This is a genomic window from Xanthomonas theicola, assembly GCF_014236795.1.
Lineage (GTDB): Bacteria > Pseudomonadota > Gammaproteobacteria > Xanthomonadales > Xanthomonadaceae > Xanthomonas_A > Xanthomonas_A theicola.
On sequence record NZ_CP049017.1, the window covers coordinates 846,100 to 871,357 of the forward strand.

Consider the following 25,258-nt stretch of genomic DNA (forward strand, 5'->3'; position numbering starts at 1 on the left):
CCGAGTCCCGGCTACTCCGCCACTTCCTCCACCCGTTGCGGATGCGGCCGCGTATCCGGCAGTTGCCAGAAGATCAGGGTCGAGGTCAGGGTGATCGCGCCGACGCAGACGAAGGTGGCGTGCAGCGCGGCGGTGGCGCCGTGGGTATCGCCGAGATGGTCGTTGAACGCGGCCAGCAGGCTGCCGGCGGCGGCCGCGCCGAAACCGGTGGCGAGCATCATCACCATCGACAGCAGGCCGTTGCCGGCGCTGGCCTGGTCGCGGTCCAGGTCGCGTAGCGTCACCGTGTTCATGACCGTGAACTGCAGCGAGTTGACCGCGCCGAACAGCGCCAGTTGCAGCAGCCGCCAGCCCAGTGCCTGACCGGCCTCGAACAGCACGAAGCTGGACATCGCCGTGCCGAGCAGCACGGTGTTGGCCATCAGCACCCGGCGATAGCCGTAGCGTTCCACCAGCTGCACTGCCACGCGCTTGGCGGCCATGCCGGCCAGCGCCACCGGGACCATCATCAGCCCCGCATGCATCGGGCTCATGCCCAGGCCGACCTGCAGCAGCAGCGGGATCAGCAACGGCATGCTGCCGCTGCCCACGCGCGCGAACAGGTTGCCGAGGATGCCGATGCGGAAGCTGATCACCTTGAACAAGCGCAGCGGGAACAGCGCCGCCGGCGCATTGGCCGCGTGCAGCCAATAGCCGATCAGCGCGGCCAGGCCGGCGATCGCCAGCAGCATCACGAACGCATGGCGCAGGCCCAGCTCGGAGATCCCGTCCAGCGCCAGCGACAGCGCGACCATCGCGAAGGCCAGCATCGCGTAGCCGACCAGGTCGAAGCGCGTGCGCTGCTCGCCGTGGAAGTCGGGCATCACCTTCAGCGCCGCGGCCAAGCCGATCGCGCCGATCGGCAGGTTGATCAGGAACACCCAGTGCCATGAGGCCACCTGCACCAGCCAACCGCCCAGGGTCGGCCCCACCAGCGGCCCGATCAGCGCCGGGAGCGCGATGAAGCTCATCGCGCTCAGGAACTGCTCGCGCGACACCGAGCGCATCACCGCCAGCCGCCCGACCGGCAGCAGCATCGCCCCGCCGATGCCCTGCAGCACCCGCGCGGCGACCAGGTAGGGCAGGCGCGGTGCGGCGGCGCACAGCAGCGAGCCGAGGGTGAACAGCACGATCGCGGCCAGGAAGGTGCGGCGCGTGCCGTAGCGGTCGGCGATCCAGCCCGAGGCCGGGATGAACATCGCCACCGCCAGCGCATAGCTGAACACCACCGACTGCATCTGCAGCGGACTCTCGCCCAGGCTGCGCGCCATCGCCGGCAGCGCGGTGTTGACGATGGTGGCGTCCAGCATCTGCATGAAGATGGCCAGCGACACCAGCCACAGCAGCGGCCGGAAACGGCGGTCATTCGGAGCCGAGAGCAGATCGGGGGAGGGCGCGGACATCGGCACGCACGGCAACGCGAGGGGGCGACAGGATCGCGTAGCACGCGTTGCCGTGTCGTGCAGCCGCGCCTGCGGGGCGTGTTCGGCAGACCATTGCCTGCCGGCGAGCGGTACCGGGGCGAAGCCGGCGATTAGCTGAGACGAGGCGTCGTGGTGGTGCGCGGACGCGGCCGGTCAGCCGTGCGCGGCCTGCAACGTGGCTGGTCGCGGCATCGGCGCATTCCGTCGCTGTCCCGGCTGCCTGACCGAAGCGGTGCTATGTCAGGCTGCGCCGGCGCCGGCGCGCGGCAGGCGTCCGCGCCGCCCGGCATTGCTGGGCAGGAGGCGCCGGCGTGCGTCGGTGCGGCTCGCGTTGGTCAGGGTGGCGGCGTCGGGCCGCTCGCCCGCGCTCAGCGGAGGGGCGTGGATGGTTGGCGTCGGTGCGGCTCGCGTGCGCGCGTCACTGCGCGGTATCGGGTGCAGGCGGTGTCGCGTGCAGGGCGATGCAGTTGCCTTCGGAATCCTCGATTTCCGCCACTTCGCCGAATGCGCCGACCTGCGTCGGCGGGTAGAGCACGCGGCCTCCCGCACCGACCGCTTTGTCCAAGGTGGCCTGGATGTCGTGCACCGCGAAGTACAGGCGCGCGCCGGATTTGCCCGGCAGGTAGCTGTCGCCCTGCGCCAGCGCGCCGCTGGCGCCCGGTCGGTCCGGCGCGTACGGGAAGAACGCCATGGCGTTGCCGTCCACGTCGGTGCGTTCGAACGCATGGCCGAACACCGCACCGTAGAAGGCGATCGCGCGTTCCAGGTCGTGCACCGGGATTTCGAAATAGCTGATGGGATTCATGCGGTTTGCGTTGGCGCAGACGCGGGCAGCGTATCGCAATCGGCGCCGCGTGTGGCGGCCGCCGCGGTCGTCTCGGCGTTTGTAGTAAGGCCGCAGATGTCCGATTGAGCTGCTTCTTCTACGAATCGTTGCCGGCTTTTCATCAAATCGCTTGGCGGCTATCCGCCTCCGGGCAGCCTGCTGCCGTCCCGAGTCCCGTGCCGTGCCGTGCGATACAACCTCGTCGCTGCGCTAAGCGCGGCGGCTGTGCCGCTGTACCGCCGCGACCAGCGCGCCGACGTGCTCGGGCTGCATGTCCGGCGACAGCCCGTGGCCGAGGTTGAACACATGGCCTTCCGCCGAGCCGTTGCCGTCGGCGTAGCTGTGCAGCACGCGCTGCACCTCGCGTTCGATCGCCGCCGGTGAGCCGTACAGCGTGGCCGGGTCGAGGTTGCCCTGCAGCGCGACGCGGCCGCCGCTGCGGCGCGCGGCATCGGCCAGGTCGATGGTCCAGTCCACGCCCAGCCCTTCGGCACCGGAGGCGGCCAGTTCCTCCAGGTAGGGCGCATTGCCCTTGCCGAACAGGATCAGCGGGGTACGCTCGGCGCCGTCGCCGCGCGGCAGTTCGCGCGCGATGCGCTGCAGGTAGGGCAGCGAGAATGCGCGGTACATCGCCGGGCTGAGCACGCCGCCCCAGGTATCGAACACCTGCAGCGCCTGCGCGCCGGCCGCGCGCTGCGCGGCCAGGTAGGCGATCACCGCGTCGGTGTTGACCGACAGCAGCCGGTGCAGCGCCGCGGGCTCGTTCAGCGCCATCGCCTTGACCCGCGCGTAGTTGTCGCTGCCGCCGCCTTCGACCATGTAGCAGGCCAGCGTCCACGGGCTGCCCGAGAAGCCGATCAGCGGCACGCTGCCGTCCAGTTCGCGGCGGATCACCCGCACCGCATCCATCACGTAGCGCAGGTCGGTCTCCATGTCCGGCACGCCGAGCCGGGCGATGGCCGCCGCGTCGCGGACCGGGTGGCGGAACTTGGGGCCTTCGCCTTCGACGAAATACAGCTCCAGGCCCATCGCATCGGGAATGGTGAGGATGTCGGAGAACAGGATCGCCGCGTCCAGCGGGAACCGCGCCAGCGGCTGCAGGGTCACTTCGCAGGCCAGTTCCGGGGTCTTGGCCATGGCCAGGAAGCTGCCGGCGCGGGCGCGGGTGGCACGGTACTCGGGCAGGTAGCGCCCGGCTTGGCGCATCAGCCACACGGGGGTCTGGTCCACGGGCTCGCGGCGCAGCGCGCGCAGCAGGCGGTCGTTCTTGAGCATGGGATTCCTTAGCGCGGGGCGTCGGCGCCGCGAATGAACATGACCTGGAAGCCGCGCTTGAGGTGCGTGTCGCGGGCTTTCTCGAAGGCGGCGTGGGCGTCGTCCTGCAGCAGGTACTGCTCGCGCTTGAGTTGCGCGCGGCCGCCGATCTGGCCGCTTTCGCGCAGCAATTCCCAGCCGCCGAACAGGTCCGGTTGCAGGGACAGCTGGAGGTAGCGGGGCGGCTCGTTGCCGCCGGGGCGTTGCTGGAGGAAGACGCGCATGCGCCGATTGTAGCCGCTGGCGGCCGGCTCAGCCGGCGCGGAAGCCGCGCCGGTAGGCCGAGGGCGTCACCCCCAGCACGCGCAGGAACTGCTGGCGCAGCGCGCCGGCGCTGCCGAAGCCGCTGTCGCCGGCGACCCGCTCCAGCGCCAGGTCGGTGCCCTCCAGCAGTTGCTGCGCCCGGGCCAGGCGTTGGTGCGCCAGCCACTGCACCACGGTGGTCCCGGTGGCGTCGCGGAAGTGCCGGGTGAAGCTGCGCCGGCTCATGTGCGCGTGCGCGGCCAGCGCGTCGAGCCGATGCGGCCGTTCCAGCCGTTGCAGCATCCAGTCCAGGGTGGGACCGAGCTGTGCGTCGCGCCGCGTCGCCGGCAGCGGCTGCTCCACGTACTGCGCCTGCCCGCCCTGGCGGTGCGGCGCCACCACCAGCCGGCGGGCGATGCGGTTGGCGATCTCGGCGCCATGGCGGCGGCGGACCAGATGCAGGCAGCAGTCGATGCCGGCCACGGTGCCGGCGGAGGTCAGTACATCGCCGTCGTCCACGTACAGCACGTCCGGCTGCAGGTGCACGCGCGGGTGGCGCTGCGCGAAGCGCGCCAGCGCGGCCCAGTGGGTGGTGGCGGGGCGCCCGTCCAGCAGGCCGGCGTCGGCCAGCACGAAGGTGCCCAGGCACAGCCCGACCAGCCGCGTCCCTGCCGCGTGCGCACGTCGCAGCGCCTGGCACAGCAAGGCCGGGGCAGGCTCCCCGGGGTCGCGCCAGGACGGCACGATCACCGTGTCGGCGCCGTCCAGGCCCGCGGGCTGCACCGCGAAGCCGGCGTCGGTGCGCAGCGGGCCCGGCTCGGCCGCGCACACCCGCAGTTCGAATGCCGGCAGGCCGGCGGCCGGCCGCGGATCGAACACCAGGCAGGGCACCGACAGGTGGAAGGGGCTGATGCGGTCGAAGGCGACCACGGCGATGCGTTGGAGCGACATGGCCCGATTCTAACGAAGAGCGTGCATCGGGCCACTGGCGGCGGCGGGCGCTGCGCAGACTGGCCGCTCCCCAACCCGGAGCCTTCGCCCATGTCCTCTCCCCGCCGTGCTCTGCTGGTCATCGACGTCCAGAACGAGTATTTCAGCGGCCAGTTGCAGATCGTCCATCCGCCGCTGGCCGAATCGCTGCCCAACGTCGTCCGCGCGATGGCGGCGGCACGGGCGCACGGCGTGCCGGTGGTGGTGTTCCAGCACACCGCCCCGGCCGGCGCGCCGCTGTTCGCCCGCGGCGGCGCCACCTGGGACCTGCATCCGGAGGTGGCGGCGCAGCCGCGCGACCACCACCTGCTCAAGGACCAGCCGAGCGTGTTCGCCGGCACCGACCTGGCCGTGTGGCTGGCGGCGCGCGAGGTCGACACCGTGACCGTGGTCGGCTACATGACCCACAACTGCAACGCCTCCAGCGTCTACGAGGCCTTCCACCGCGGCCTGCGGGTGGAGGTGCTGGGCGATGCCAGCGGCGCGCTGCCCTACGCCAACGCCGCCGGCCGCGCGTCGGCCGAGGAGATCCACCGGGTGTTCGGCGTGGTGTTCCACAGCAACTTCGCCGCGGTGGCGAGCACCGCGCAGTGGATCGCAGCGCTGCAGGCCGGCGCGGCGCTGCCGCTGGACGAGGTGCGGCACTCCAACCTGCGCGGGCGCGGCGCGGCATGAGTCCGGGGCCGTGGGTGGTGCGCAACCGCGACCACACCGGCGCCCGTGCCTGGCAGGCGCTGCCGATCGCGCTGATCGACGGCGTCGGCCTGCGCCTGCACTGGACCGACCGGATGTCAACGACGGCCAGGACGTGTTCGCGGTGCTGGACGGACGGGTCGAGATGCGCTGGCGCGCCGACGGCCGCGAACACGCCGCGCTGCAGCGCACCGGCGACCTGTTCCATGCGCCGGACGGCACCGAGCACGTGGCGCACCCGCAGGGCGCGGCTGATCGAGCGCGAGGGCAGCCCCTGCCCCGGGGCTGCGATGGCTCAGCCGTCGGCCAGGACCGCCAGCACCGCGGCCTCGTCGACGTCGGGCACCACCTCGGCGCGGCCGATGCCGCGCCACAGCACCAGGCGCAGGCGGCCGGCCACGTTCTTCTTGTCCAGGCGCATGTGCGCCAGCAGCGCGGCCGGGTCGAGCCCGGCCGGGATCGCGGTCGGCAGGCCACAGTCGGCCAACAGCGCGCGCAGCGCCTCGGTGTCGGCGTCGCCGGCCAGGCCCAGCGCCGCCGACAGCCGCGCGGCCAGCACCATGCCGACCGCCACCGCCTCGCCATGCACCAGGTTGTCGCTGCCGGGGCTGGCGTAGCCCTGCTCGGTCTCGATCGCGTGGCCGAAGGTGTGGCCGAGGTTGAGCAGGGCGCGCTCGCCCTGTTCCAGCGGGTCGCGGGCCACGATCTCGGCCTTGTGCTGGCAACTGCGCGCGATCGCCTGCGCCAGCGCGGCGGGATCGGCATCCAGCAGCGCGCGGCGCTCGGCGTGCAGCCATTCGAAGAACAGCGGGTCGCGGATGGCCCCGTACTTGATCACCTCGGCCAGGCCGGCGCGCAGCTCGCGCGCGGGCAGGGTGGTCAGGGTGGCGGTGTCGGCGATGACCGCGCGCGGCGGGTGGAACGCGCCCACCAGGTTCTTGCCCTGCGCGATGTCCACCGCGGTCTTGCCGCCGACCGAGGAATCGACCATCGCCAGCAGCGTGGTCGGCAGTTGCACACAGTCCACCCCGCGCATCCAGCAGGCGGCGACGAAGCCGGCCAGGTCGCCGACCACGCCGCCGCCGAGCGCGAACACGCAGGCGTCGCGGGTGGCGCCGAGCTCGGCCAGCGCGGCGATCGCCGCGGCGAAGTTGTCCAGGGTCTTGGAGGCCTCGCCGGCGGGGACCACGAATTCGCCGATCTTCAGGTCCGGGCGCGCGGCCAGCAATGCGCCGCGCAGCTGCGCGGCGTACAGCGGGACGACGTTGCCGTCGCTGAGCAGCAGCACGTGGCGGCCGCGCACGTGTGCGGCCAGGCGCGCACCGTCCTCGAGCAGGCCGGGGCCGATGCGGATGATGTAGGCCGGGTCGCCATCGACCTCGACGGTGCGCAACGAAGCAGTCATGCAGTGGGTTCCGGCAGCTTCCACGCCGCGGCCAGGCGCACGACCAGCTGCGCGGTGGCTTCGGCGGGATTGAGATGGTCGGTGTCCAGGATCAGGTCGGCGACCTCGCGGTACAGCGGCTCGCGCACCGCCTGCAGATCGTGCAGCCCCCGTTCGCGGTCGCCGCGCTGCAGCAACGGGCGGCTGCGGTCGCGGTGCAGGCGCTGCAACTGCGAGGCCACGCTGATCCGCAGGTACACCACGAAGCCGTGGTCGCGCATCTCGCGGCGGCTGTCGGCATCCAGCACCGCGCCGCCGCCGGTGGAAATGAGGTGGCCGGGCGTGACGAGGACGCTTTCCAGCACCGCGCGCTCGTGTTCGCGGAAGCCGGCCTCGCCGGAGTGCTCGAACAGCGAGGCGATGCTTGCGCCGGTGCGTTCGACGATGGCCTGGTCGCTATCGACGAAGACAAGGCCGAAGCGCTCGGCCAGGCGGCGGCCGATGACGCTCTTGCCGGCGCCCATCGGGCCGACCAGCACGAGATTGGCGGCGGGGTTCATCCGCCGATGCTAGCAGACGCGCCAGGCGTGCAGGCCATTCGCGGTGGCCGCATGCGCCGCGCGGTGAGCGCACGCGGTCGTGGCGTCGCGCGTCCGGCGTCCGGCGTTGTCAGCCGGCCGGCTGGTTGGCTGGTGACTGGCTGCGTTTGCCGCCGGCCGCCGCGGGCGACTGCGCCGGCCCAGGCCCAGGCCCAGGCCCAGGCCCAGGCCCAGGCCCAGGCCAGTGCCGCGGCGGCGGCGGCGCGCGCGGACGCGTGCAGTGCGCCGTGCATGGCGCGACAATGGGGCATCGCCCGCCGAGTGCCTTGCCGCCATGCCCGATCTCTACGTCGACGCCCTGTCCACGTTCGCCGACCTGTTCGCGGAGGCGCGGACCAGCGACGAGGCCGAATACAACGCGATGGTGGTCGCATCGGCCACGCTGGAGGCGAGGCCGTCCTCGCGGGTGGTGCTGCTGAAGTCCTACGATGCGCGCGGGTTCGTGTTCTACACCCACCTGGACAGCCAGAAGGGCCGTGAGCTGCAGGCCAACCCGCAGGCCTCGCTGCTGTTCCTGTGGCGGCGCATGCGCGAGGACGGGGTGCAGGTGCGCATCGACGGCGAGGTGCAGCTGGTCGCCGCGGCCGAGGCCGATGCGTACTTCGCCTCGCGTCCGCGCATGAGCCAGATCGGCGCCTGGGCCTCCATGCAGTCGCGGACCCTGCAGTCGCGCGAGGAGTTCGAGCAGCGCGTGGCCAAGGCCGAGGCCAGTTTCGCCGGCCGCGACGTGCCGCGCCCGGACGGTTGGAGCGGCTTCCGCGTGGTGCCGCGCAGCTTCGAGTTCTGGTACGGCGGCAAGTACCGCCTGCACGAGCGCTGGCGCTACGACGCCGATGCCGCCGGCCACTGGTCCAAGCGGATGCTGTTCCCGTGACCGATGCGTTCTCGGTGCGCGCCGCCGGCGCCGCCGATCTGCGCGCCTGGGCGGCGCTGCGGGTGGCGCTGTGGCCGGACGAGAGCGATGCCTTCGGCGGCGTGGTCGAAGCGCTGCAGCGCGAGGACGGGGCCAATTTCCTGGCCTTCGCCGGCGACGGCAGCGCGATCGGTTTCGCCGACGTGACCCTGCGCCAGGACTATGTCAACGGCACCGACAGCTCGCCGGTGGGTTTCCTGGAAGGCTGGTACGTGGCGCCGGAGTGGCGCGGCCGCGGCGTCGGCCTGGCGTTGCTGCGCCAGGTGCTGGAGTGGACCCGCGCGCAGGGCTGCAGCGAACTGGCTTCCGATGCGCGGATCGACGACGCCGCAGCGCAGGCCGCGCATCGCGCCTGCGGCTTCGAGGAAACCGAGCGGGTGGTGTATTTCCGCATGCCGGTGGCGCCCTGACATGGGCCCGCGGCGCATCGTCTGCCTGACCGAGGAGCCCACCGAGACGCTGTACGCGCTCGGCGAGCAGCAGCGCATCGTCGGCATCAGCGGCTTCACCGTGCGTCCGCCGCAGGCGCGCCGCGACAAGCCCAAGGTCAGCGCCTTCACCAGCGCCAGAATCGACGCGATCCTCGCACTGCGGCCGGACCTGGCGATCGGCTTCTCCGACATCCAGGCCGAGATCGCCGCCGAGCTGGTGCGCCACGGGGTGGAGGTGTGGATCGCCAACCACCGCAGTGTCGACGGCATCCTCGACTACGTCCGCCGGCTCGGCGCGCTGGTCGGCGCCGGCGCGCGCGCCGATGGCTATGCCGACACGCTGCGGCGTGGGTTGGACGCCATCGCGGCGCAGGCCGCGGCGCTGCCGCGGCGGCCGCGGGTCTATTTCGAGGAATGGGACGAGCCGCTCATCACCGGCATCCGCTGGGTCGCCGAACTGGTGCGCATCGCCGGCGGCGACGACGTGTTCCCGGAGCTGTCGGCGCAACCGCTGGCCAAGGCGCGGATCCTGGCCGACGGCGACGAAGTGGTGCGGCGTGCGCCGGACATCGTCCTCGGCTCGTGGTGCGGCAAGCGCTTCCGCCCCGAGCGCGTGGCGGCGCGGCCGGGCTGGGCCGCGGTCCCGGCGGTGCGCGAGGGCCAGTTGTTCGAGATCAAGTCGCCGCTGATCCTGCAGCCGGGCCCTGCAGCGCTGACCGACGGCGTGCGCGCGATCGCCGTCATCGTGCAGGCCTGGGCGCGGCGCTGATCGGATCCTGCAGCGCCGGGCCCGGTTGCGTAGGCGCACCGGGCCCCGCATGCGCGACCAGGGTGGCCACCGCATCGATCGCAACGGTTCAGCGGCAGCGTGTGGTCGCGCTTGCGCCTGGCGGTCGGCGCAAGCGCTGCGGGCATCCGCCGCTGCCGCCACGGCGTGCGTTCGCATGCTTTAACGAATCCCGATTCCCCGATCCCGCTCCGCGCCGCTGACGGGCGCAACGCCCAGTCTGTACTATGGCGCCTCGCAGCACGCGCCGCCTTTGCCGAGTTCTAAGGACCAGGAGTCTGCATGTCCCCGTTGACCACCACCGCACTGTACGGCCTGCTGGCCGAGCGTTACCGCAATGCGCCGATCGCCATCGAGCTGTTCGAGGGCGCCGAGCCGGCGATCAACCTGACCCTGCACGACTTCGGCGAGATGGAGATCCAGGTCGCCGCGTCCGGTTCGCAGATCTTCGTGTCCACGGTGCTGGCGCCGGCCGACCAGGTCGCCGATCGCAACGGCCTCAACGACGCGTGCATGCGCCTGAACCCGCTCAATCCCCTGTCCAACCTCGGGCTGATCCAGCACGAGGGCAAGGACACCTACATCATCTTCGGCGAATTGTCGGCGTCCTCGTCGCTCGACGAGGTCGACGAAGAAATCCAAGTGCTGGCGGCCAATACCCTGGACGCCGCCGAATCCCTGAAGCCGTTCTTTGCCTGAGGCGTTTCCCGTGAGCATATTCTCCAAACTGCTGACCCTGTTCCGCGGCACCGCCCATGAAGTGGGGCAGAAGACCGTGGACGCCAATGCGCTGCGCATCCTCGACCAGGAGGTGCGCGACGCCGGCGCCGAGCTGACCCGCTCGCGCGAAGAGCTGACCAAGCTGATGGCGCAGAGCAAGCTGGCGCAGCAGAAGATCGACGCGCGCAACGCGAAGATGGCCGAGTACGTGCGCTACATCGAAGGCGCGCTGGGCAAGGGCGACGAAGCGCTGGCCCACGACGTGGCGGCCAAGCTGGCCGCGCTGGAGACCGAGGACCGCGCCGACCAGGCCACCAAGGTGCAGCTGGACCAGTCGATCGTGTCGCTGAAGGCGGCGATCCAGAAGGCCGAAGGCCAACTGCGCGGCATGCGCCAGCAGATCGACACGGTCAAGGCCACCGACGCGGTGCAGCGCGCGCAGGCGACCATCGCCGCGCGCCATGCCGGCGCCAACAGCCGCATGGGCTCGGCGCTGGATTCGCTGGACCGGATCAAGGCGCGCCAGGCCGAGGCCGCGGCGCGGATCGAATCGGCCGAGGAACTGGAGAGCAGCAGCGGCGACGGCGATCTGAACAAGCGCCTGGCCGCGGCCGGCCTGCTGTCCGGCGACGCCGACGCGGCGTCGGTGCTGGCGCGGTTCAAGAAGCCGCTGCAGCTGGGCGCGGACAGCGCGCCGGCCGCCCTGGCGCCGCCGGCCCCGGCCACCGGCACCCTCAGCGACGTGCACGAGGTCGGCGTGCGGCGCGACGCCGGCAACTGACCGGCGGCGGCACGGGATGCGTCATGCCGCTGCTGGGCCGCAGATGGCGGCGCGCGCGCGGCGCCGCCGCCGCGACGCGCTGGCGGCGCGGTGCGCGGGCCGCTGGCCGGTGCCGCGCAGACCACGCGCGGGCCAGGCGCGACGCACCACGCCCGGACCGACCGAGCGGCGCATGCACAGTGCCGCGGCCGCCCGCGCCGGCGCGGCGCCGCCGCCGGCGCCGCGTCTCCGTTCCCTATCCACTGCCTGCGCGGAGGCGCACACATGAGCCTGTTGGGAAAACTGTTCGGCACCAAGCCCGCCGCGCCGGCGCCGGCCAATGGCGAGATCGCGCACGCGCTGCCGCCGCTGGGCCTGCGCATCGGCGGCCAGGTGCAGTTCGATACCACCATGTTCCGTGCCGCGCCGGGGGCGATGACCGCGGAGCTGCCCGGCGGCTACCAGGGCATTCCCTGCTACGGCCATATCGACCTGGGCGATGGCTACGCGCTGCACCGCTTCTACGTGGACGACGACGCCTACATCCAGGTCAGCACCTGCGCCGGCGACATCGAGGCGATGAAGGGCTTCGTGTTCGTGGAGACGCTCAATCCGCCGACCAAGGACGCGTTCCAGCAGTTCGTGCTGTACAACGCCCACCTGGGCGCGCCGAGCATCGAGTACGCCGGCCGGCGCTGGTCGCGCAGCACCCAGTCCACCGAGCAGGGCGGACGCATCCCGGCCATCGCCTACGACGAGACGCTGTACCGGCACACGCCGCCGCGGCGCGACGGCGACCTGACCCACTACGCCATGCTGTACAGCCGCCCGGTGCCGGAGCTGGACAGGGACGAGTTCCTGCTGGTCACCGGCGAGGATTCGGGCCCGAACGCGTTCTGCATCACCTACGCGATCGGTGTGGATCTGAGCATCGCCGATCTCGACATCACCTGACCCGCCGGCGCTGCGCCGGATTCGCTTCCTTCGCCATTCCCGAGGTTCCGCATGCATGCCATCACGCTCCAGAGCTTCATCGCGTTCCTGTCCTACGTCGGCGTCGGCCTGGGCGTGCTGATCGCCGCGGTGGCGGTGGTCGCGCTGATCACCCCGCACCGCGACTTCACCCTGATCCGCAACGGTAACGCCGCCGCGGCGACCGCGATGGGGGGCACCCTGATCGGCATCGCGCTGCCGCTGCATGCGGCGATCAGCTACTCGGTCAGCCTGCTGGATGCGCTGATCTGGGGCGCGGTGGCCGCCGCGATCCAAGTGGTCGCCTACCTGCTGGCGCGCCTGGTCAGCGGCCGCATCTCGCACCAGATCACCGACAACGTGGCCGCGGCCGGCATCTTCTCCGCGGGCGTTTCGATCGCCGTGGGCCTGATCAACGCCGCCGCGATCACGCCGTAAGGGAGCACGCAGATGAAGCGATCCACCCATCTCAAGCTGAGCCTGATGGCGGCGACCCTGTCGTCGCCGCTGATCGGGTGCGACGCCGGCCCGCCCACCGGCGAAGTGCTGGCCTCGCCGGACCAGTGCAACGTGCAGAAGGACGTCAGCGTCGAGGAGTGCAAGGCCGCTTACCAGAACCTGATTACCCACATCACGCATCCAGCGTAGCAATCCGATAGGGCAGCGGTGGAGTGTGGAGGGAGGCGCAGATCAATCGTGGCACCAAGGCGGCCAGGTCGAAGCGTCGGTTGAAGCGATAGCAGAACTCGCTGAGGTAGCGCTGCAGGTACTTTGGGCGCAAGGCGTGATAGGTGCCATGCAAGGCGTTCTTGATGTTGCCCAGGAGGGTGTTGACCCAGATAAGCGCCGGCTCTGTGGGCACTCGCCGGCCGCGGTTGAAGATGGCGGTATGGTGGCATCCGGCCAGGGCCACGCCTGGGAAGCAGCTCAGGCCATCGGAAACAACGCGACTGCCTGGGGCGACATAGCGGCTTGCCCAGCGGGTCAGTTCGGCCTTGCGAAAACCGGCCACCACATCCAGGCGCATGGCGACAGGATGTCCCTGCGCAGAGCACTGAACGGCGGCCACAAACGGGGTCTTGCCCGGACTGCCACGGCCGGCCCCGCCGCCGTGGCGCTCTCCGCCCCAAAAGGCGTCGTCCACCTGTATATCCCCGCTCAACTGATGGGAGGCTTCGCGTTCGACCATGGCTTGCATCAATTTGTGTTTGATCAGCCAGGCGGTGTTGTAGCTCACTCCAAGTTGCCGGCGCAGCGCCAACGCCGAGATGCCGTTCTTGTGCTGGCTGAGGAGGTAGATCGCCAGGAACCAGGTGCGCAACGGCAGCTTGGTATCAGCGAACAAGGTGCCGCGCGTCAAGGAGGTCTGATGTTTGCAGCGATTGCATTGGAGCAGATCGCGGCTGTGCAACTGGCAAGACCGCCGATGTCCACACGCTGGGCAAAAGAAGCCTTGCGGCCACCGTTGTTCAAAGACGGCTTGCCGGCATTGCGCTTCGTTCCCATAGGACCGCAGGAACGCCGGCAGGCTCATGCCCGCCTGGAACTGGATCAGGTTCTTCTTGGCCATCGTCGCATCGCCTCTGTCGAATCAGCGGCTTGCAGCATTGACCAGCCCCGAATCAAGGGATGCGACTGATGGGTAATCAGGTACCAGAAAGCGCAACTCGAGCACAAGAGGGTCGCGCCGCGGTTCCAGGGCCAGTCGCAGTGCAACCAGCAGTTCGGCAACTGCACGCCGTTCAGCGACGAGCGCGGCCAGGTCAGCTGGATTCCGCCGATGGCCGGGTTCCTGATCGGCTACGCACTGGGCAATGCGACCAGCGGCTATGGCGGGCGCGGGGTGATGGGCGCCTCGCCGCTGTACCGCGATTACCGCGATGGCGGCTACTACAAGTCCAACGGCGACCTGGCCGGACGCGATGTGGGCACGGTGCAGGGCAAGGCCGGGCTGCCGCCGCCGCCGAGCCGCGCCATCACCGTCGCGCGTTCCGGTTTCGGCTCCAGCGCCGCGGCGCGCAGCTCGTTCGGCGGCGACCGCAGCAGCGGCTTCGGCGGCTGACGTGCGCCGCATCCGCATCGACGAACGCCCGGACTGGCGCACCCAGGCCGAACAGCTCGGCTTCCATTTCCACACCATCGACGGCGAACCCTACTGGGACGAAACCGCGTACTACGCCTTCGCGCTGCGCCAGGTCGAGGACGACATCGAGGGGCCGACCCAGGAACTGCACGACATGGCGATGCAACTGGCCGGCGAGGCGGTCGAGTCGGAAGCGTTGCTGACCCGGCTGGGCATCCCTGCGCACTATTGGGACTGGGTGCGCGATTCGTGGCGCAACCGCGACCCGCACCTGTACGGGCGCATGGACCTGGCCTACGCCGGCGATGGCCCGGCCAAGCTCTACGAACTGAACTACGACACCCCCACCTCGCTGTACGAATCGGCTTACTTCCAGTGGCTGTGGCTGGAGCAGCAGGTCGCCGCCGGCCGCCTGCCGGACGGCGCGGACCAGTACAACCGCATCCAGGAATACCTGTGCGAAGCGCTGGCGACGCTGGCGCAGTCCGGGCGCCTGGCCACGCCGATGCATTTCTCGGCGGTGCGCGACTCGGTGGAGGACCGCGCCACCGTGCAGTACCTGCGCGATTGTGCACACCAGGTGGGCATCGCCACCGAGGACGTGGCGATCGAGGACATCGGCATCAGCGCCGAGGGCTGGTTCACCGACGCCGACGACCGGGTGATCCGCAGCATCTTCAAGCTGTATCCGCTGGAATTCATGATGCAGGAGGAGTTCGGCCCGCACCTGGTGTCGAACAAGCTGCAACTGCTGGAGCCGGCGTGGAAATCGGTGCTCAGCAACAAGGGCATCCTGCCGCTGCTGTGGGAGCGCCACCCCGGGCATCCGAACCTGCTGCCGGCGCACTTCGAGACGCCGGGCCAGGCGCTGGCGCCCGGCTGGGTGCGCAAGCCGCTGTTCTCGCGCGAAGGCGCCAACATCGACGTGCTGACCGCGCAGGGCGAACTGATCCAGTCGCCCGGTCCCTACGCCGACGGCCCGGCGGTTGTGCAGGCCTACCATCCGCTGCCGCGGTTCGACGGCAACTATCCGCTGGTCGGCAGCTGGGTGATCGCCGACCAGGCCGCCGGCATGGGCCTGCGCGAGGACGCCGGGGTCATCACCCGCGACACCTCGCGGTTCGTGCCGCACGCGATCGTCGGCTAGAGCACTTTCGATCCAAGTGAGGCCACCCGGAGTCGCTCCCACAACACTCCGCTGGCTGCAAATATCAGAGTCGAAAATGTCCTAGGGCGTTTTCTCACCCTATCGGCAGACAACCGGATCCTGTAACCGGATCCTGTAGGAGCGGCTTCGGCCGCGACGGGCGTTACCGATGAAACCCGTCGCGACCGATGCCCAAGGCAAGGCGCCCGGAGCCGCCCTCACGACGATTCGCCGACCGTCACGCACAAGGCGAAAGCGCTCGCGCGGACTCCATGGCTTGGCGCGCTCGAGTCGCGTCCTCGCTGCGAACGTCGGCGCGCGCAGCCCAATGCGTCCTCACGCCGGCGCGCGCGTGCGCCCAGCGATCGCCAGGCCAAGGGTGGTCTCAACCGATCGATGCAACACCGTAGTCTGATCAGGACGGAGGTGGACATCATGAGCAGAACAGTCAGGGTTTGGCGCCATTTGTCGGCAGCGGACCGTGAACAGCTATGGACGCGCTGGCAGGCGGGCGAGCCGCCGAGTGTTATCGCCAAGGTGCTTGAGCGGGATGAAGCGTTGGTTCGGTACGTCCTTCGGCAGCGCGGTGGGTTTGCGCCGCGACCGTGCAAACGAGCGGCACGAGCACTCCAGCTGGCTGAGCGCGAGGAGATCTCGCGCGGCCTGTGCCAAGGCCGTTCCCTGCGCCAGATCGCTCAGGCCTTGGGCCGGGCGGTCTCGACCATCAGTCGGGAGATCGAGCGCAACGCAGGCTGTGAGATCTACCGCGCGACACACGCCGACGAGCGCGCCTGGTCGCAAGCCAAACGGCCCAAAGCCTGCCTGCTTGCCCGCTGCGGGGTGCTTCGCCGCCTGGTCGCCAGCAAGCTGGCCCGTCGCTGGGCGCCGCAGCAGATCAGCGGATGGCTTGTCCGCCGTTATCCAAACAACGACAGTATGCCGGTGTCGCACGAAACCATCTATCGAAGCCTGTTCGTTCAGAGTCGCGGGGTGCTCAAGAAGCAGCTCTTGGCCCAGTTGCGCACGCGTCGACTGGTGCGTTATCCGACCGCGCAGGGACGCCACGGGAAGAGCCGCAAGGGCGCCCGCAACCTGATGATAGATGCCCTGCCGATCAGCCAGCGTCCGGCCGAGGTGGACGACCGCGCGGTACCTGGGCACTGGGAAGGCGACCTGCTGATGGGCACGGTGAACACGCAAATCGCCACGCTCGTGGAGCGGCAATCGCGCTTTGTGATGTTGATCAAGCTTCCTTCGCGCGACAGTGCCACCGTGGTGGACGCGGTCGCCAAGCATATCCGGCGGTTACCTGCTCAGCTGAAAGGTTCCCTGACCTGGGATCGCGGTGCCGAAATGCACAAGCACCAGCGCTTCACCCTGGCGACAGACGTGCAGGTCTTTTTTTGTTTCACGATGACTCCAGTACCGCAATTCGCTGGACTACGCCAAGGCTCGATACAGCAGGTTTATCAATCACTTAGGCGAGTTCAACATATGCCGGTGCTTTCCAAAACTTGACCCGGCCTCCCCTCGCGTGGCTCCCATGCGGCTCTTGGAAACCGGGCTTTCCGAGGAGTCATCATGGCGAAGATCAAGCTCACCAAGTCCGCAGTCGATGCGGCACAACCTCAAGACAAGGCCATCGAACTACGGGATACCCTGGTGCCTGGCTTCCTGTGCAAGATCACCTCGGCGGGCCGCAAGGTGTTCATGCTCCAGTACCGCACGAACGCTGGCGAGCGCCGCAAGCCTGCTTTGGGTCAGTACGGGGAACTGACGGTAGATCAGGCGCGCACGATGGCGCAGGAGTGGCTGGCCGAGGTGCGCAAGGGCGGCGACCCCAGCGCAGCCAAGAACGCCGCCCGCAAGGCACCGACCATGAAGGAGTTCTGCCACACCTTCATGGAGGACTACTCCAAGCAGCGTAACAAGCCCAGCACGCAACGCGGCTATCAGGGCGTGATTGACCGCTGCATCATCCCGATCATGGGCCGTATGAAGGTGCAGGACGTGAAGCGCCCAGACGTGGCCGCGTTGATGAAGAAGCTGGCCTACAAGCGGGCCGAAGCCAATCGCACCTTCGGCGTGCTACGCAAGATGTTCAACCTGGCCGAAGTGTGGGGACTGCGCCCGGACGGCACGAATCCGTGTCGTCATGTCCCGATGTATCCGCCCGGCAAGGAAACCCGGCTCATCGTGGACGACGAGTTGGTTCGGATCTTCCGCCAGTTGGAGCATCTGGAGGCGGAAGGGCTGGAGAACTACGTCATTCCGCTGGCGATCCGCTTGCAATTCGAGTTCGCCGCCCGCCGTTCCGAAATCTGCCCATTGGAATGGGGCTGGGTTGATCTGGAAAAGCGCCGCGTGGTCTGGCCTGACAGCAAGACCGGCGGCATCTCCAAGCCCATGAGTGAGGAAGCCTATCGGCTGCTGTCCACCGCGCCGCGCCGGGAAGGTTGCCCCTACGTCCTGCCGTCGCCGAACGACCCGCCCCGGCACCTGACCCACGGCGAGCACTATGGCGGCTGGAGGCGCGTGCTCAAGGCCGCAGGCGTGCCGCACGTTGGCACGCACGGTATCCGTCACCGGGCGACGACCGATATTGCCAACTCGGGCGTGCCAACCAAGGTGGGCATGAAGCTCACAGGCCACAAGACCGTGGCCATGTTTATGCACTATGTTCATACCGAGGACAAGCCGGTGCGGGATGCGGCCGAACTGGTGGCGAATCGGCGGCTGGCGATCACCGGGGCATCCCGTTCTATGGAGGTGACAGCATGACAAGGAAGACGCCCGTGGCAACGCGGAAACCCGCTGCCTTACCGGCTGGCTATGCCGGCATCCACGGCGGCATCGTGGAGCTGCTGGATGCGGCGCGCCAGGCAGCGGCGCGCAGTGTCAATGCGCTGATGACGGCCAGCTATTGGGAGATTGGCCGCCGGATCGTCGAAGCAGAGCAGAAAGGCAGACGGCGGGCCGGTTACGGCGAGCAGTTGATGGCGCGGTTGTCCGCCGATCTGACGGCTCGTTTCGGGCGTGGGTTCAGCCCGGACAACCTGGAGAACATGCGGCGCTTCTTCGCCGCTTACCCCCTTGAGGCAATTTCCGAGACACTGTCTCGGAAATCTGGAGACGGACGGCCCATCGAGAATTCCGAGACGGTGTCTCGGAAATTCGACCTCTCCGAACTGGCCCAGGTCTTCACCCTGCCGTGGTCGGCCTATGTCCGGCTGCTATCGGTCAAGGATGACCATGCCCGCCAGTTCTACGAGACCGAGGCGCTGCGCGGCGGCTGGAGCGTGCGCCAGCTCGACCGGCAGATTGGAAGCCAGTTCTACGAGCGCACGGCCTTGTCCAAGGACAAGGCGGCGATGCTCGTCAAGGGGGCGGTGTCCAAACCCGAGGATACCGTCACGCCCAATGATGCGATCAAAGACCCGTATGTGCTGGAGTTCCTCGACCTTAAGGACGAGTATTCGGAATCCGATCTGGAAGCGGCCTTGATCCAGCGGCTGGAAGACTTCCTGCTGGAACTGGGCGAAGGTTTCACCTTCCTCGGGCGGCAGCGCCGGTTGCGCATCGACCAGACCTGGTATCGGGTGGATCTGTTGTTCTTCCATCGCAAGCTGCGCTGCTTGGTCATCATCGACCTGAAGCTGGGCAGCCTGACCCATGCAGATGTGGGGCAGATGCATATGTACTGCAACTATGCCAAGGAGCATTGGGCCTATGCAGATGAGAATCCGCCGGTGGGCCTGATCCTGTGCGCTGACAAGGGCTATGCCCTGGCGCGGTATGCGTTGGATGGATTGCCAACCAAAGTGATGGCAGCGAACTATCGGACAGTGTTGCCGGATGCCGAGTTGTTGCAAAAAGAGCTAGAGAACACGCGGCGCCTGCTCGAATCTCGCGGAACGCTGTCCCTCAAGGACGATAAGCCATAGTCGTTCGTCCCGGCATACCGCCGTCGGGCTCGCGGGCTGCGCCCCGTGCTTCGTGCTGAATCACAGCCATTCGGCGCTGATCCCTTGTATCTTCGATTCCGCGTAAACGGATTGCCGTTCATGCCCGATGCCGCGTTGTGGCATCGGTGATTGGCCGCAGCATGTAGCTCGTTATCCCTCGGTGCTCCCAAGCCCGTGCGTCAGTCTTGAGCGCATATCTGCGACTGGTCTCTGCGAGCCCGAACAGTTGCAGGAAACAAATTCGCATTTGCAAGGATGGGACATAGAGATCATGGCCGAAAAAACAGTAGGGCCTGTTAACACATCCGAAGCCCATCAACGACCAGGACGAAGCTGAGGAATCCAAGGAACATGGCATCCAGCTTCTCGAAGCGCGAGAAAATCCGGCGGTAGCCTTTCAGGCGACGGAACAGTCTCTCCACCTCGTTGCGCCGCTTGTACATCTCCCGGTTGCATTCCCAAGGCTCGACCCGATTGGATTTCGGCGGGACCACCGGCACGAAGCCAAGATCGAGCGCCAACTGGCGGGTTTGGTTGCCTTCGTAGGCACGGTCCATCAACAAATGAATCGGCCGCTCCACTGGCCCCAGGTGTTCAAGCAACGTGCGGCCTGCAGGTGCGTCATGCACGTTACCAGGCGTCAATCCAAAGGTGATGGCTGTTCGAGCATCTGCGGCAACCATATGAATCTTGGTGTTCCATCCACCGCGGGACTTGCCGACGGCCTGCGGACCGTTTTTTTTAATGCGCCCGTGCCATCGGGATGCACCTTGATGCTGGTGGAGTCCAGCGAGATTGCTTCGATTTTGATGCGCACGATCTGGGACTTCTGCAATTGGGCCAACATCCGGTCCAGCACACCCGCCTTGGCCCAGCGGTTCATGCGTGTGTACACCGTGTGCCAGTTGCCAAAGCGCTTGGGCAGGCCGCGCCATTTGCAGCCATGCTCGGCAACGTAAAGGATGGCGTTGACCACTTGCAGGTTGGTCATGCTGACATTGCCGCGCTGTGCCGGCAGGCAGTGTTCGATTAGGGAAGATTGTGCTGGCGTGATCTCCATGCCCGATAGTTTAAACGCTCGGGCCATTAGTGTTAACAGGCCCTAAATCAAGCTGTTGCATCGACCGGTTGAGACCGCCGACCTTGCTGGCGGAAAGCGACGTGGTCTTGCTGCATTGCCCGCTGACGCGCAGACCCGGCGCCTGATCGACGCCGCCGCGCTGCAGCGGATCGCGCCCGGCGCGCGCTGGTCGACACCAGCCGCGGCGGCCTGGTCGATACCGAGGCGGTGATCGGCGCGGCTGAGCGGCCTGGCGATCGACGTCTACGCGCAGGAAGCGGACCTGTTCTTCCAGGACCTGTCGGCCACGGTCGTCACCGACGAGGTGATCCAGCGCCTGGTGTCGTTTCCGAACGTGATCGTCACCGGCCACCAGGCGTTCTTCACCGAGGAGGCGATCGGCCAGATCATGGCGGCGACGCTGGACAACATCGCCGCGTTCGAGCGCGGCGCGCCGCTGCCGAACCGGGATCCCGCTGCCGCCCGGCGCTGCGGCCTGAGCCGGCGCGGACGGCGACGCACGCAAGCATGCGGCCAGATGCAGCGTAGATGGCGTCTTCGGACTACGGGCAATGGCCTTTCCCGGAACCAACGGCGCGCGCGATAGGGGCACGGTATCGGGCCATCGGACCCGGCAGGCTGCGGTCGCAGCTTAGACTCAACTTCCAAGCGCAACACCCTCTCAGCCAGTAGGGTGTATGCATGTCAAGAAGCTATCTCCACCTGAGCGCAGAAGAGCGCGCGGTACTCCAAATCGAAACGCGACGTGGTCAGAGCTTACGCTCGATATCCAGGCTGCTGGATAGAAGCCCGTCGACATCGAGCAGGGAGCTGGCCAGGCAGCAAGCCACGGTCTACCGTGCTCGAGAGGCAGCCATGCGTTACCGGACAGGACGTCAGCACAGCGTTCGGCGGCGACGGCTGACACCGGGAACGGATTTATTCCAGATGGTGCGCGATCATCTGGTGCTGTGGCGCTGGTCGCCCCAGCAGATTGCTGCCAAGCTGCTCCTCATGTCCCCGGATGATCCTGCCCAGCGCGTCAGTCACGAAACCATCTACGCCACGATCTACGCGCACCCGCGCGGCGGCCTGAAAAAGGAGCTTGTGGAGGCGTTGCGCCAGCGCAGGCCGTCCCGGGGATCACGGCGCACGACCGCCGCCAAACGCAGCTGGGTGCCTGAGGAACCGCGGATCGTGCACCGACCCGAAGAGGTGCAACAGCGGTTGGTCCCAGGACATTGGGAAGGTGACTTGATCAAGGGAGCGTTCAATCGTTCCTGTGCTGGCACCCTGGTGGAGCGCAAGACGCGTTTTGTGGTGCTGTGCCGGATGGACGGCTGCACCGCCACAGACGCACTGGAAGGTTTCACCCGTCAGATGAAGAAGCTCCCCGCATCCATGCGAACCAGCTTGACCTATGACCGTGGCACCGAAATGACGCGCTATGCCGAGCTGATGGAACGGTTGAACATCGACCTGTGGTTTGCCGATCCGCACGCACCGTGGCAGCGCGGAAGCAATGAGAACACCAACGGTCTACTTCGCCAGTTCCTGCCCAAGGGGGCGGACCTATCCGCCGTCAGCCAGGAATACCTCAATCACATCGCGTTGCTGATGAACACTCGCCCTCGCCAGACACTTGGCTGGAAGACGCCTAGCGAGGCAATGGAAGCGGACATCGCAGCGTTCAAATCACGTGTTGCACTTGAATCTTGAGACCGCCCAGTGAAGCTGGCGCTCCGCCCGGCGCGGCCGAAGCTCCCGCGAGCGGCGCAGCCTGCGCCGCTGCCGCGCCCTGCGACTAGAAATTGCGGGTGAAGCGTACCGTGCCTGCGCCGTCGGCGCCGCGTACGTCCACTTCGAAGTTCAATTGGTCGTGCTCGCTGATGCGGACCGTGCCGACATAGTCGGTATAGGCGTCGGTCGCCGCTTCGCGGAAAGCGATGGCCTGCCGGCGCCCGCCCAGGTCGGTGGCGACGGCGCGCACCTGGCCGGCTGCCGGCAATTCCTCGCCATCCTGCACGCGGCGCAGCGCGATCACCACCAGCGCGGTATCGGCGTCGCGCGCGATGCCGTAGCGACGCGCGACGCTGTCGCTCATCGCCAGCGTCGGCAGCGCGTTGTAGTGCACGCGCAGCGCACCCAGGTCGGCCTGCGCGGGCGTTGCCGCGACGAGCGCGGCGCGGCGCGGCGCGTCCTGCGCCGAGCAGGCGGCCAGGACGATGCAGAGCATGGCGGCGGCAGGCAGGCGGCGCATCGGCGGCTCCGGGTCAGTCGTTGGCGGCGGACAGTTCGCGGCCACGCGCGGCCGCGGCGGCGATGGCGGCGGCGGTCAGCGCCTCGAGGCCGCCGGCCTGGAACGCCTCCAGCGCGGCCTGGGTGGTGCCGTTCGGCGAAGTCACCCGCCGGCGCAGTTCGCTCGGCGCCTCACCCGATTCGGTGAGCATGCGCGCCGCACCGAGCACGGTCTGCAGCACCAGCGTGCGTGCCGCAGCGGGCGGCAAGCCCTGGGCGATGCCGCTTGCCTCCATCGCTTCGGCGAGCAGGAACACATAGGCCGGGCCGCTGCCGGAAACCGCGGTGACCGCGTCGATCAGCGCCTCGTCCTCGACCCAGACGGTCACGCCGGCGGCGGCCAGCAACTGCTCGGCCTGGCGCCGCTGCGCGGCGCTGGTCCGCGCGTTGGCGAACAGGCCGGTGACCCCGGCGCCGAGCAGCGCCGGCGTGTTCGGCATTGCCCGCACCAGCGCGTGCCCGCCGCCCAGCCAGCGGTCCAGTTGCCGCAGCGCGATGCCGGCGGCGATCGACAGCAGCAGCGGCCGCTGCACCGCGGCCAGCGCCGCCAGCTCGCCGCACACGCTGCGCAGCGCCTGCGGCTTCACCGCGAGCACCCACAGCGCCGCGCCATCGGCCGCTTCCGCCGTCGCGGCGACAGCGTGCACGCCGTAGTCCGCCGCCAGCGCCGCGCGCAGCGCCGGGACCGGCTCGGCGACGCGGATCGTGGCGGGCGCGACACCTTGGCGGACCAGCCCGGCGACCAGGCTGCGCGCCATGTTGCCGCCGCCGATGAAGGCGATGCCGGTGCTGCGGGAGTCGGAGTCGGCAGGAAGCATGGCGAGGGCGCCAGGAACGCAGGGGCGCCCATGATAGCGGCTGCACTGCCGATCGGCAGCCCGGCCGCCGGGGTTCGGCGCCGCGCGCGCGGCGGCCGCGGCCCCCCCTGGCGACAGGCCGCATTGCCAGCGCGGTGGTTCAGTTGGCCTCGGTGAACGTGATCGACGGCATGGAGCCGCCGGCGGCGGTGCAGCTGCCCAGGTTCAGATTGTTGGTTTCGCCGGTCGTGCCGGCATTGGCGGCGCAGGTCGGCGCGGCGGTGGAACCGTTGCGGACCGCCAGCTTGACCGTGACCGATGAGCCGCAATTGAAGTTCGCGCGCGAACCGGCGGCATTGCCCACCACTATTCGTTGGGGCCGAGAATGCCGCCGCCGCCGTACATGCCGACGCCTCTTTCCGAGGTGGCGCCGCTGACCTGGGGAAAGCTGCCGACGATTTTGCGGATCAGGCTGCTGGACTGCAGGGCGTAGTCATAGCCGTTGCCGGTCGCTTCCGTGGCTCCCCAGTGCACGCGGCGCAGGACCGGATGGACATGACGGGTCAGCACCTTGCAGGTGTCCGCCTGCCAGTCCGTGTCGGGATAGGTGGCGTGGAAACAGCCTTCCGCGGGTGTCGGCCGGTGCGCCATGGTGTCGCGCCACGCATTGCGCGCGCTGGCCTCGGCAGGCGTCAGCAGCGGATCGTCCGCTGTCCACGCCCCGCTCGCCGCCGGCGCCGCCATCGCGGCTGGGACATGCAGCAGACCGATGACGCAGGAGGCGAGCGGCAATCTGGTCGATGCATCCATTTTCTTATTGACCTCGTACGAGCCGAGCGCATTCGGCGATGGACGGCGGAGAGCCCGCGGTCGCCGCCATGGAAGCGGAGTTTTTCGATCCAAGGTCTGACCGACTTAACGGTTGGAAACCGTGGTGCAGGGGTGCTCCGCCGCGTCGGACGAGGTTTTCCGCTGATGGGGAAACGCAATGTTTTCCAGGAGGTTGCATTACGACATGATTTCGATGTCGCTTAATCCGGTTTGAACGGCGGCGTGCCGGGCGGCGCGTGCTTCATCGCCTGCCGGCACGGCAGACGCGCTCATGGCGCCACACACGGCGTGCGGCTCCCGAACAGCGCCGTGCCCACCCGCACCATCGTCGTGCCCTCGGCGACGGCCAGCGCGAAGTCGCCGCTCATGCCCATCGACAGGGTATCGGCATCCGAATGACGCGCATGCAGGCCGTCGAGCAGGGCGCGCATGCGCCGGAACGCCGCGCGCCGCGGCGCCTGCTCGGGGAACGGCGCCGGGATCGCCATCAGCCCGCGCAGCCGCAACGTCGGGTGCGCGGCGATGGCCGCGGCCAGCGCGTCCACCTCGCCGGGCGCGCAGCCGTGCTTGCTGGTCTCGTCGTCGATGTTGACCTGGATCAGCACGTTCAGCGGCGGCCGCTGCGCCGGGCGGTGCCTAGCCAGGGCGCCGACCAGCTTGCTCCGGTCCACCGTCTGCACCCAGTCGAACAGCGCGGCCGCCTGCTCGGCCTTGTTCGACTGCAGGTGGCCGATCAGGTGCCATTCCAGCTCCAGCGCCGCCAGTTCAGCGATCTTGCCCGCCGCCTCCTGCACGTAGTTCTCGCCGAACGCGCGCTGTCCCTGCGCGGCCAGGGCCGCGACCGCCGCGGCCGGCTGGGTCTTGGACACGGCCAGCAAGCGGGCCGGCGGGCGCTGCACGGCGGCGGCGGCGCGGTCCATGTCCAGGCGAATCTGCTGCAACGGGGAAAGGCTCACGGGCGGCGCTTCTGGCAAGGGGGAAG

The 25,258-nt window shown here is 68.8% G+C and carries 29 protein-coding genes and 1 pseudogene; 16 read left to right on the forward strand and 14 right to left on the reverse strand.

The genetic code is table 11. The annotated features are described in order from the left end of the window. Nucleotides 1-11 precede the first annotated feature (11 nt). The 5 genes from mdtD to G4Q83_RS03690 all read right to left on the reverse strand — a co-directional run bounded on the left by mdtD (nt 12) and on the right by G4Q83_RS03690 (nt 4,797). Entirely contained in the window at nt 12-1,442 is a 1,431-nt protein-coding gene (gene mdtD / locus G4Q83_RS03670) for a multidrug transporter subunit MdtD (RefSeq protein WP_128418796.1), read from the reverse strand. A 439-nt stretch (nt 1,443-1,881) separates the two neighbouring features. Further along, complete coding sequence (locus G4Q83_RS03675) at nt 1,882-2,268, reverse strand: VOC family protein (RefSeq protein ID WP_128418797.1); 387 nt, start codon at nt 2,266-2,268, stop codon at nt 1,882-1,884. A gap of 231 nt (nt 2,269-2,499) precedes the next feature. Continuing rightward, nucleotides 2,500-3,564 (reverse strand): uroporphyrinogen decarboxylase, encoded by a 1,065-nt coding sequence (gene hemE, locus G4Q83_RS03680; RefSeq protein ID WP_128418798.1) that lies wholly within the window; start codon nt 3,562-3,564, stop codon nt 2,500-2,502. A gap of 8 nt (nt 3,565-3,572) precedes the next feature. Then, nucleotides 3,573-3,827, reverse strand: a complete 255-nt coding sequence (locus tag G4Q83_RS03685) for a WGR domain-containing protein (RefSeq protein ID WP_128418799.1) — start codon at nt 3,825-3,827, stop codon at nt 3,573-3,575. Nucleotides 3,828-3,855: 28 nt separating this feature from the next. Then, nucleotides 3,856-4,797, reverse strand: a complete 942-nt coding sequence (locus G4Q83_RS03690; protein WP_128418800.1) for a GlxA family transcriptional regulator — start codon at nt 4,795-4,797, stop codon at nt 3,856-3,858. A 90-nt stretch (nt 4,798-4,887) separates the two neighbouring features. Here G4Q83_RS03690 and G4Q83_RS03695 point away from each other — a divergent pair, with 90 nt between their 5' ends. After that, a complete protein-coding gene (locus G4Q83_RS03695; protein ID WP_128418801.1) occupies nt 4,888-5,511 on the forward strand; it encodes an isochorismatase family protein in 624 nt (207 codons plus the stop codon). Nucleotides 5,512-5,824: 313 nt separating this feature from the next. Here G4Q83_RS03695 and aroB read toward each other — a convergent pair whose 3' ends face one another. Together aroB and G4Q83_RS03705 are read right to left on the reverse strand one after the other, a co-directional pair. Continuing rightward, entirely contained in the window at nt 5,825-6,934 is a 1,110-nt protein-coding gene (gene aroB / locus G4Q83_RS03700; protein ID WP_128418802.1) for a 3-dehydroquinate synthase, read from the reverse strand. Continuing rightward, nucleotides 6,931-7,473, reverse strand: a complete 543-nt coding sequence (locus G4Q83_RS03705) for a shikimate kinase (RefSeq protein WP_128418803.1) — start codon at nt 7,471-7,473, stop codon at nt 6,931-6,933. The genes aroB and G4Q83_RS03705 overlap by 4 nt, the downstream gene beginning before the upstream one ends. 313 nt (nt 7,474-7,786) lie before the next feature. On the opposite strand from G4Q83_RS03705, the gene pdxH reads away from it, so the two are divergent. The 8 genes from pdxH to G4Q83_RS03745 all read left to right on the forward strand — a co-directional run bounded on the left by pdxH (nt 7,787) and on the right by G4Q83_RS03745 (nt 12,743). Continuing rightward, nucleotides 7,787-8,386 (forward strand): pyridoxamine 5'-phosphate oxidase, encoded by a 600-nt coding sequence (pdxH, locus tag G4Q83_RS03710; protein WP_128418804.1) that lies wholly within the window; start codon nt 7,787-7,789, stop codon nt 8,384-8,386. Next, nucleotides 8,383-8,835, forward strand: coding sequence for an aminoglycoside 6'-N-acetyltransferase (gene aac(6'), locus G4Q83_RS03715; protein WP_128418805.1), 453 nt, complete (start codon nt 8,383-8,385; stop codon nt 8,833-8,835). The genes pdxH and aac(6') overlap by 4 nt, the downstream gene beginning before the upstream one ends. 1 nt (nt 8,836) lies before the next feature. After that, nucleotides 8,837-9,625 (forward strand): ABC transporter substrate-binding protein, encoded by a 789-nt coding sequence (locus G4Q83_RS03720; protein ID WP_128418806.1) that lies wholly within the window; start codon nt 8,837-8,839, stop codon nt 9,623-9,625. 300 nt (nt 9,626-9,925) lie between these two features. Beyond that, the gene (locus G4Q83_RS03725; RefSeq protein ID WP_128418807.1) at nt 9,926-10,342 is read left to right on the forward strand and encodes a YjfI family protein; all 417 of its coding nucleotides are present in this window, start codon (nt 9,926-9,928) and stop codon (nt 10,340-10,342) included. Between the two features lie 10 nt (nt 10,343-10,352). After that, entirely contained in the window at nt 10,353-11,144 is a 792-nt protein-coding gene (locus G4Q83_RS03730; protein WP_128418808.1) for a PspA/IM30 family protein, read from the forward strand. Nucleotides 11,145-11,408: 264 nt separating this feature from the next. Beyond that, nucleotides 11,409-12,077: a YjfK family protein gene (locus tag G4Q83_RS03735; RefSeq protein WP_128418809.1), complete on the forward strand. Its 669-nt coding sequence runs from the start codon at nt 11,409-11,411 to the stop codon at nt 12,075-12,077. A 51-nt stretch (nt 12,078-12,128) separates the two neighbouring features. Beyond that, nucleotides 12,129-12,533 (forward strand): DUF350 domain-containing protein, encoded by a 405-nt coding sequence (locus G4Q83_RS03740; protein WP_128418810.1) that lies wholly within the window; start codon nt 12,129-12,131, stop codon nt 12,531-12,533. Between the two features lie 12 nt (nt 12,534-12,545). Further along, nucleotides 12,546-12,743, forward strand: coding sequence for a hypothetical protein (locus G4Q83_RS03745; RefSeq protein WP_128418811.1), 198 nt, complete (start codon nt 12,546-12,548; stop codon nt 12,741-12,743). Here the strand turns inward: G4Q83_RS03745 and G4Q83_RS03750 are convergent. After that, nucleotides 12,727-13,665: an IS1595 family transposase gene (locus G4Q83_RS03750; protein ID WP_128422000.1), complete on the reverse strand. Its 939-nt coding sequence runs from the start codon at nt 13,663-13,665 to the stop codon at nt 12,727-12,729. The genes G4Q83_RS03745 and G4Q83_RS03750 overlap by 17 nt on opposite strands. Nucleotides 13,666-13,746: 81 nt before the next feature. Between G4Q83_RS03750 and G4Q83_RS03755 the strand changes: the two are divergent. The 5 genes and pseudogenes from G4Q83_RS03755 to G4Q83_RS03775 form a co-directional block, all read left to right on the forward strand. Next, nucleotides 13,747-14,157, forward strand: a pseudogene (locus G4Q83_RS03755) (DUF1190 domain-containing protein); the annotation flags it as partial. A gap of 1 nt (nt 14,158) precedes the next feature. Beyond that, nucleotides 14,159-15,325, forward strand: coding sequence for a glutathionylspermidine synthase family protein (locus tag G4Q83_RS03760; protein ID WP_128421958.1), 1,167 nt, complete (start codon nt 14,159-14,161; stop codon nt 15,323-15,325). Nucleotides 15,326-15,760: 435 nt separating this feature from the next. Then, a complete protein-coding gene (locus G4Q83_RS03765; protein WP_185817340.1) occupies nt 15,761-16,843 on the forward strand; it encodes an IS30 family transposase in 1,083 nt (360 codons plus the stop codon). A gap of 63 nt (nt 16,844-16,906) precedes the next feature. Continuing rightward, nucleotides 16,907-18,106: a tyrosine-type recombinase/integrase gene (locus G4Q83_RS03770; protein ID WP_128421920.1), complete on the forward strand. Its 1,200-nt coding sequence runs from the start codon at nt 16,907-16,909 to the stop codon at nt 18,104-18,106. 14 nt (nt 18,107-18,120) lie between these two features. Continuing rightward, the gene (locus G4Q83_RS03775; RefSeq protein ID WP_246432267.1) at nt 18,121-19,269 is read left to right on the forward strand and encodes a PDDEXK nuclease domain-containing protein; all 1,149 of its coding nucleotides are present in this window, start codon (nt 18,121-18,123) and stop codon (nt 19,267-19,269) included. Between the two features lie 317 nt (nt 19,270-19,586). Here G4Q83_RS03775 and G4Q83_RS03780 read toward each other — a convergent pair. Beyond that, nucleotides 19,587-20,350 (reverse strand): IS5 family transposase gene (locus G4Q83_RS03780; protein ID WP_246432268.1). Its coding sequence is split into 2 segments (ribosomal slippage): nt 19,587-20,035 and nt 20,035-20,350, totalling 765 coding nucleotides; the frame shifts between segments, so codons are not numbered across the junction. A 325-nt stretch (nt 20,351-20,675) separates the two neighbouring features. Between G4Q83_RS03780 and G4Q83_RS24430 the strand changes: the two genes are divergently transcribed. Next, nucleotides 20,676-20,957, forward strand: a complete 282-nt coding sequence (locus tag G4Q83_RS24430) for a hypothetical protein (protein ID WP_211288382.1) — start codon at nt 20,676-20,678, stop codon at nt 20,955-20,957. A gap of 95 nt (nt 20,958-21,052) precedes the next feature. Next, nucleotides 21,053-22,069, forward strand: coding sequence for an IS30 family transposase (locus G4Q83_RS03790; RefSeq protein WP_185817341.1), 1,017 nt, complete (start codon nt 21,053-21,055; stop codon nt 22,067-22,069). An 85-nt stretch (nt 22,070-22,154) separates the two neighbouring features. On the opposite strand, the gene G4Q83_RS03795 is transcribed toward G4Q83_RS03790, so the two are convergent. The 5 genes from G4Q83_RS03795 to G4Q83_RS03810 form a co-directional block, all read right to left on the reverse strand. Then, entirely contained in the window at nt 22,155-22,610 is a 456-nt protein-coding gene (locus G4Q83_RS03795; RefSeq protein WP_128421726.1) for a DUF4426 domain-containing protein, read from the reverse strand. A gap of 13 nt (nt 22,611-22,623) precedes the next feature. Beyond that, a complete protein-coding gene (gene proC / locus G4Q83_RS03800; RefSeq protein ID WP_128421725.1) occupies nt 22,624-23,466 on the reverse strand; it encodes a pyrroline-5-carboxylate reductase in 843 nt (280 codons plus the stop codon). Between the two features lie 139 nt (nt 23,467-23,605). Next, nucleotides 23,606-23,812 (reverse strand): hypothetical protein, encoded by a 207-nt coding sequence (locus G4Q83_RS22935; protein WP_246432269.1) that lies wholly within the window; start codon nt 23,810-23,812, stop codon nt 23,606-23,608. After that, nucleotides 23,812-24,255, reverse strand: a complete 444-nt coding sequence (locus G4Q83_RS22940; RefSeq protein ID WP_246432270.1) for a hypothetical protein — start codon at nt 24,253-24,255, stop codon at nt 23,812-23,814. Before G4Q83_RS22940 ends, G4Q83_RS22935 begins: the two co-directional genes overlap by 1 nt. 290 nt (nt 24,256-24,545) lie before the next feature. Beyond that, complete coding sequence (locus tag G4Q83_RS03810) at nt 24,546-25,232, reverse strand: YggS family pyridoxal phosphate-dependent enzyme (RefSeq protein ID WP_128421724.1); 687 nt, start codon at nt 25,230-25,232, stop codon at nt 24,546-24,548. Nucleotides 25,233-25,258 lie beyond the last annotated feature (26 nt).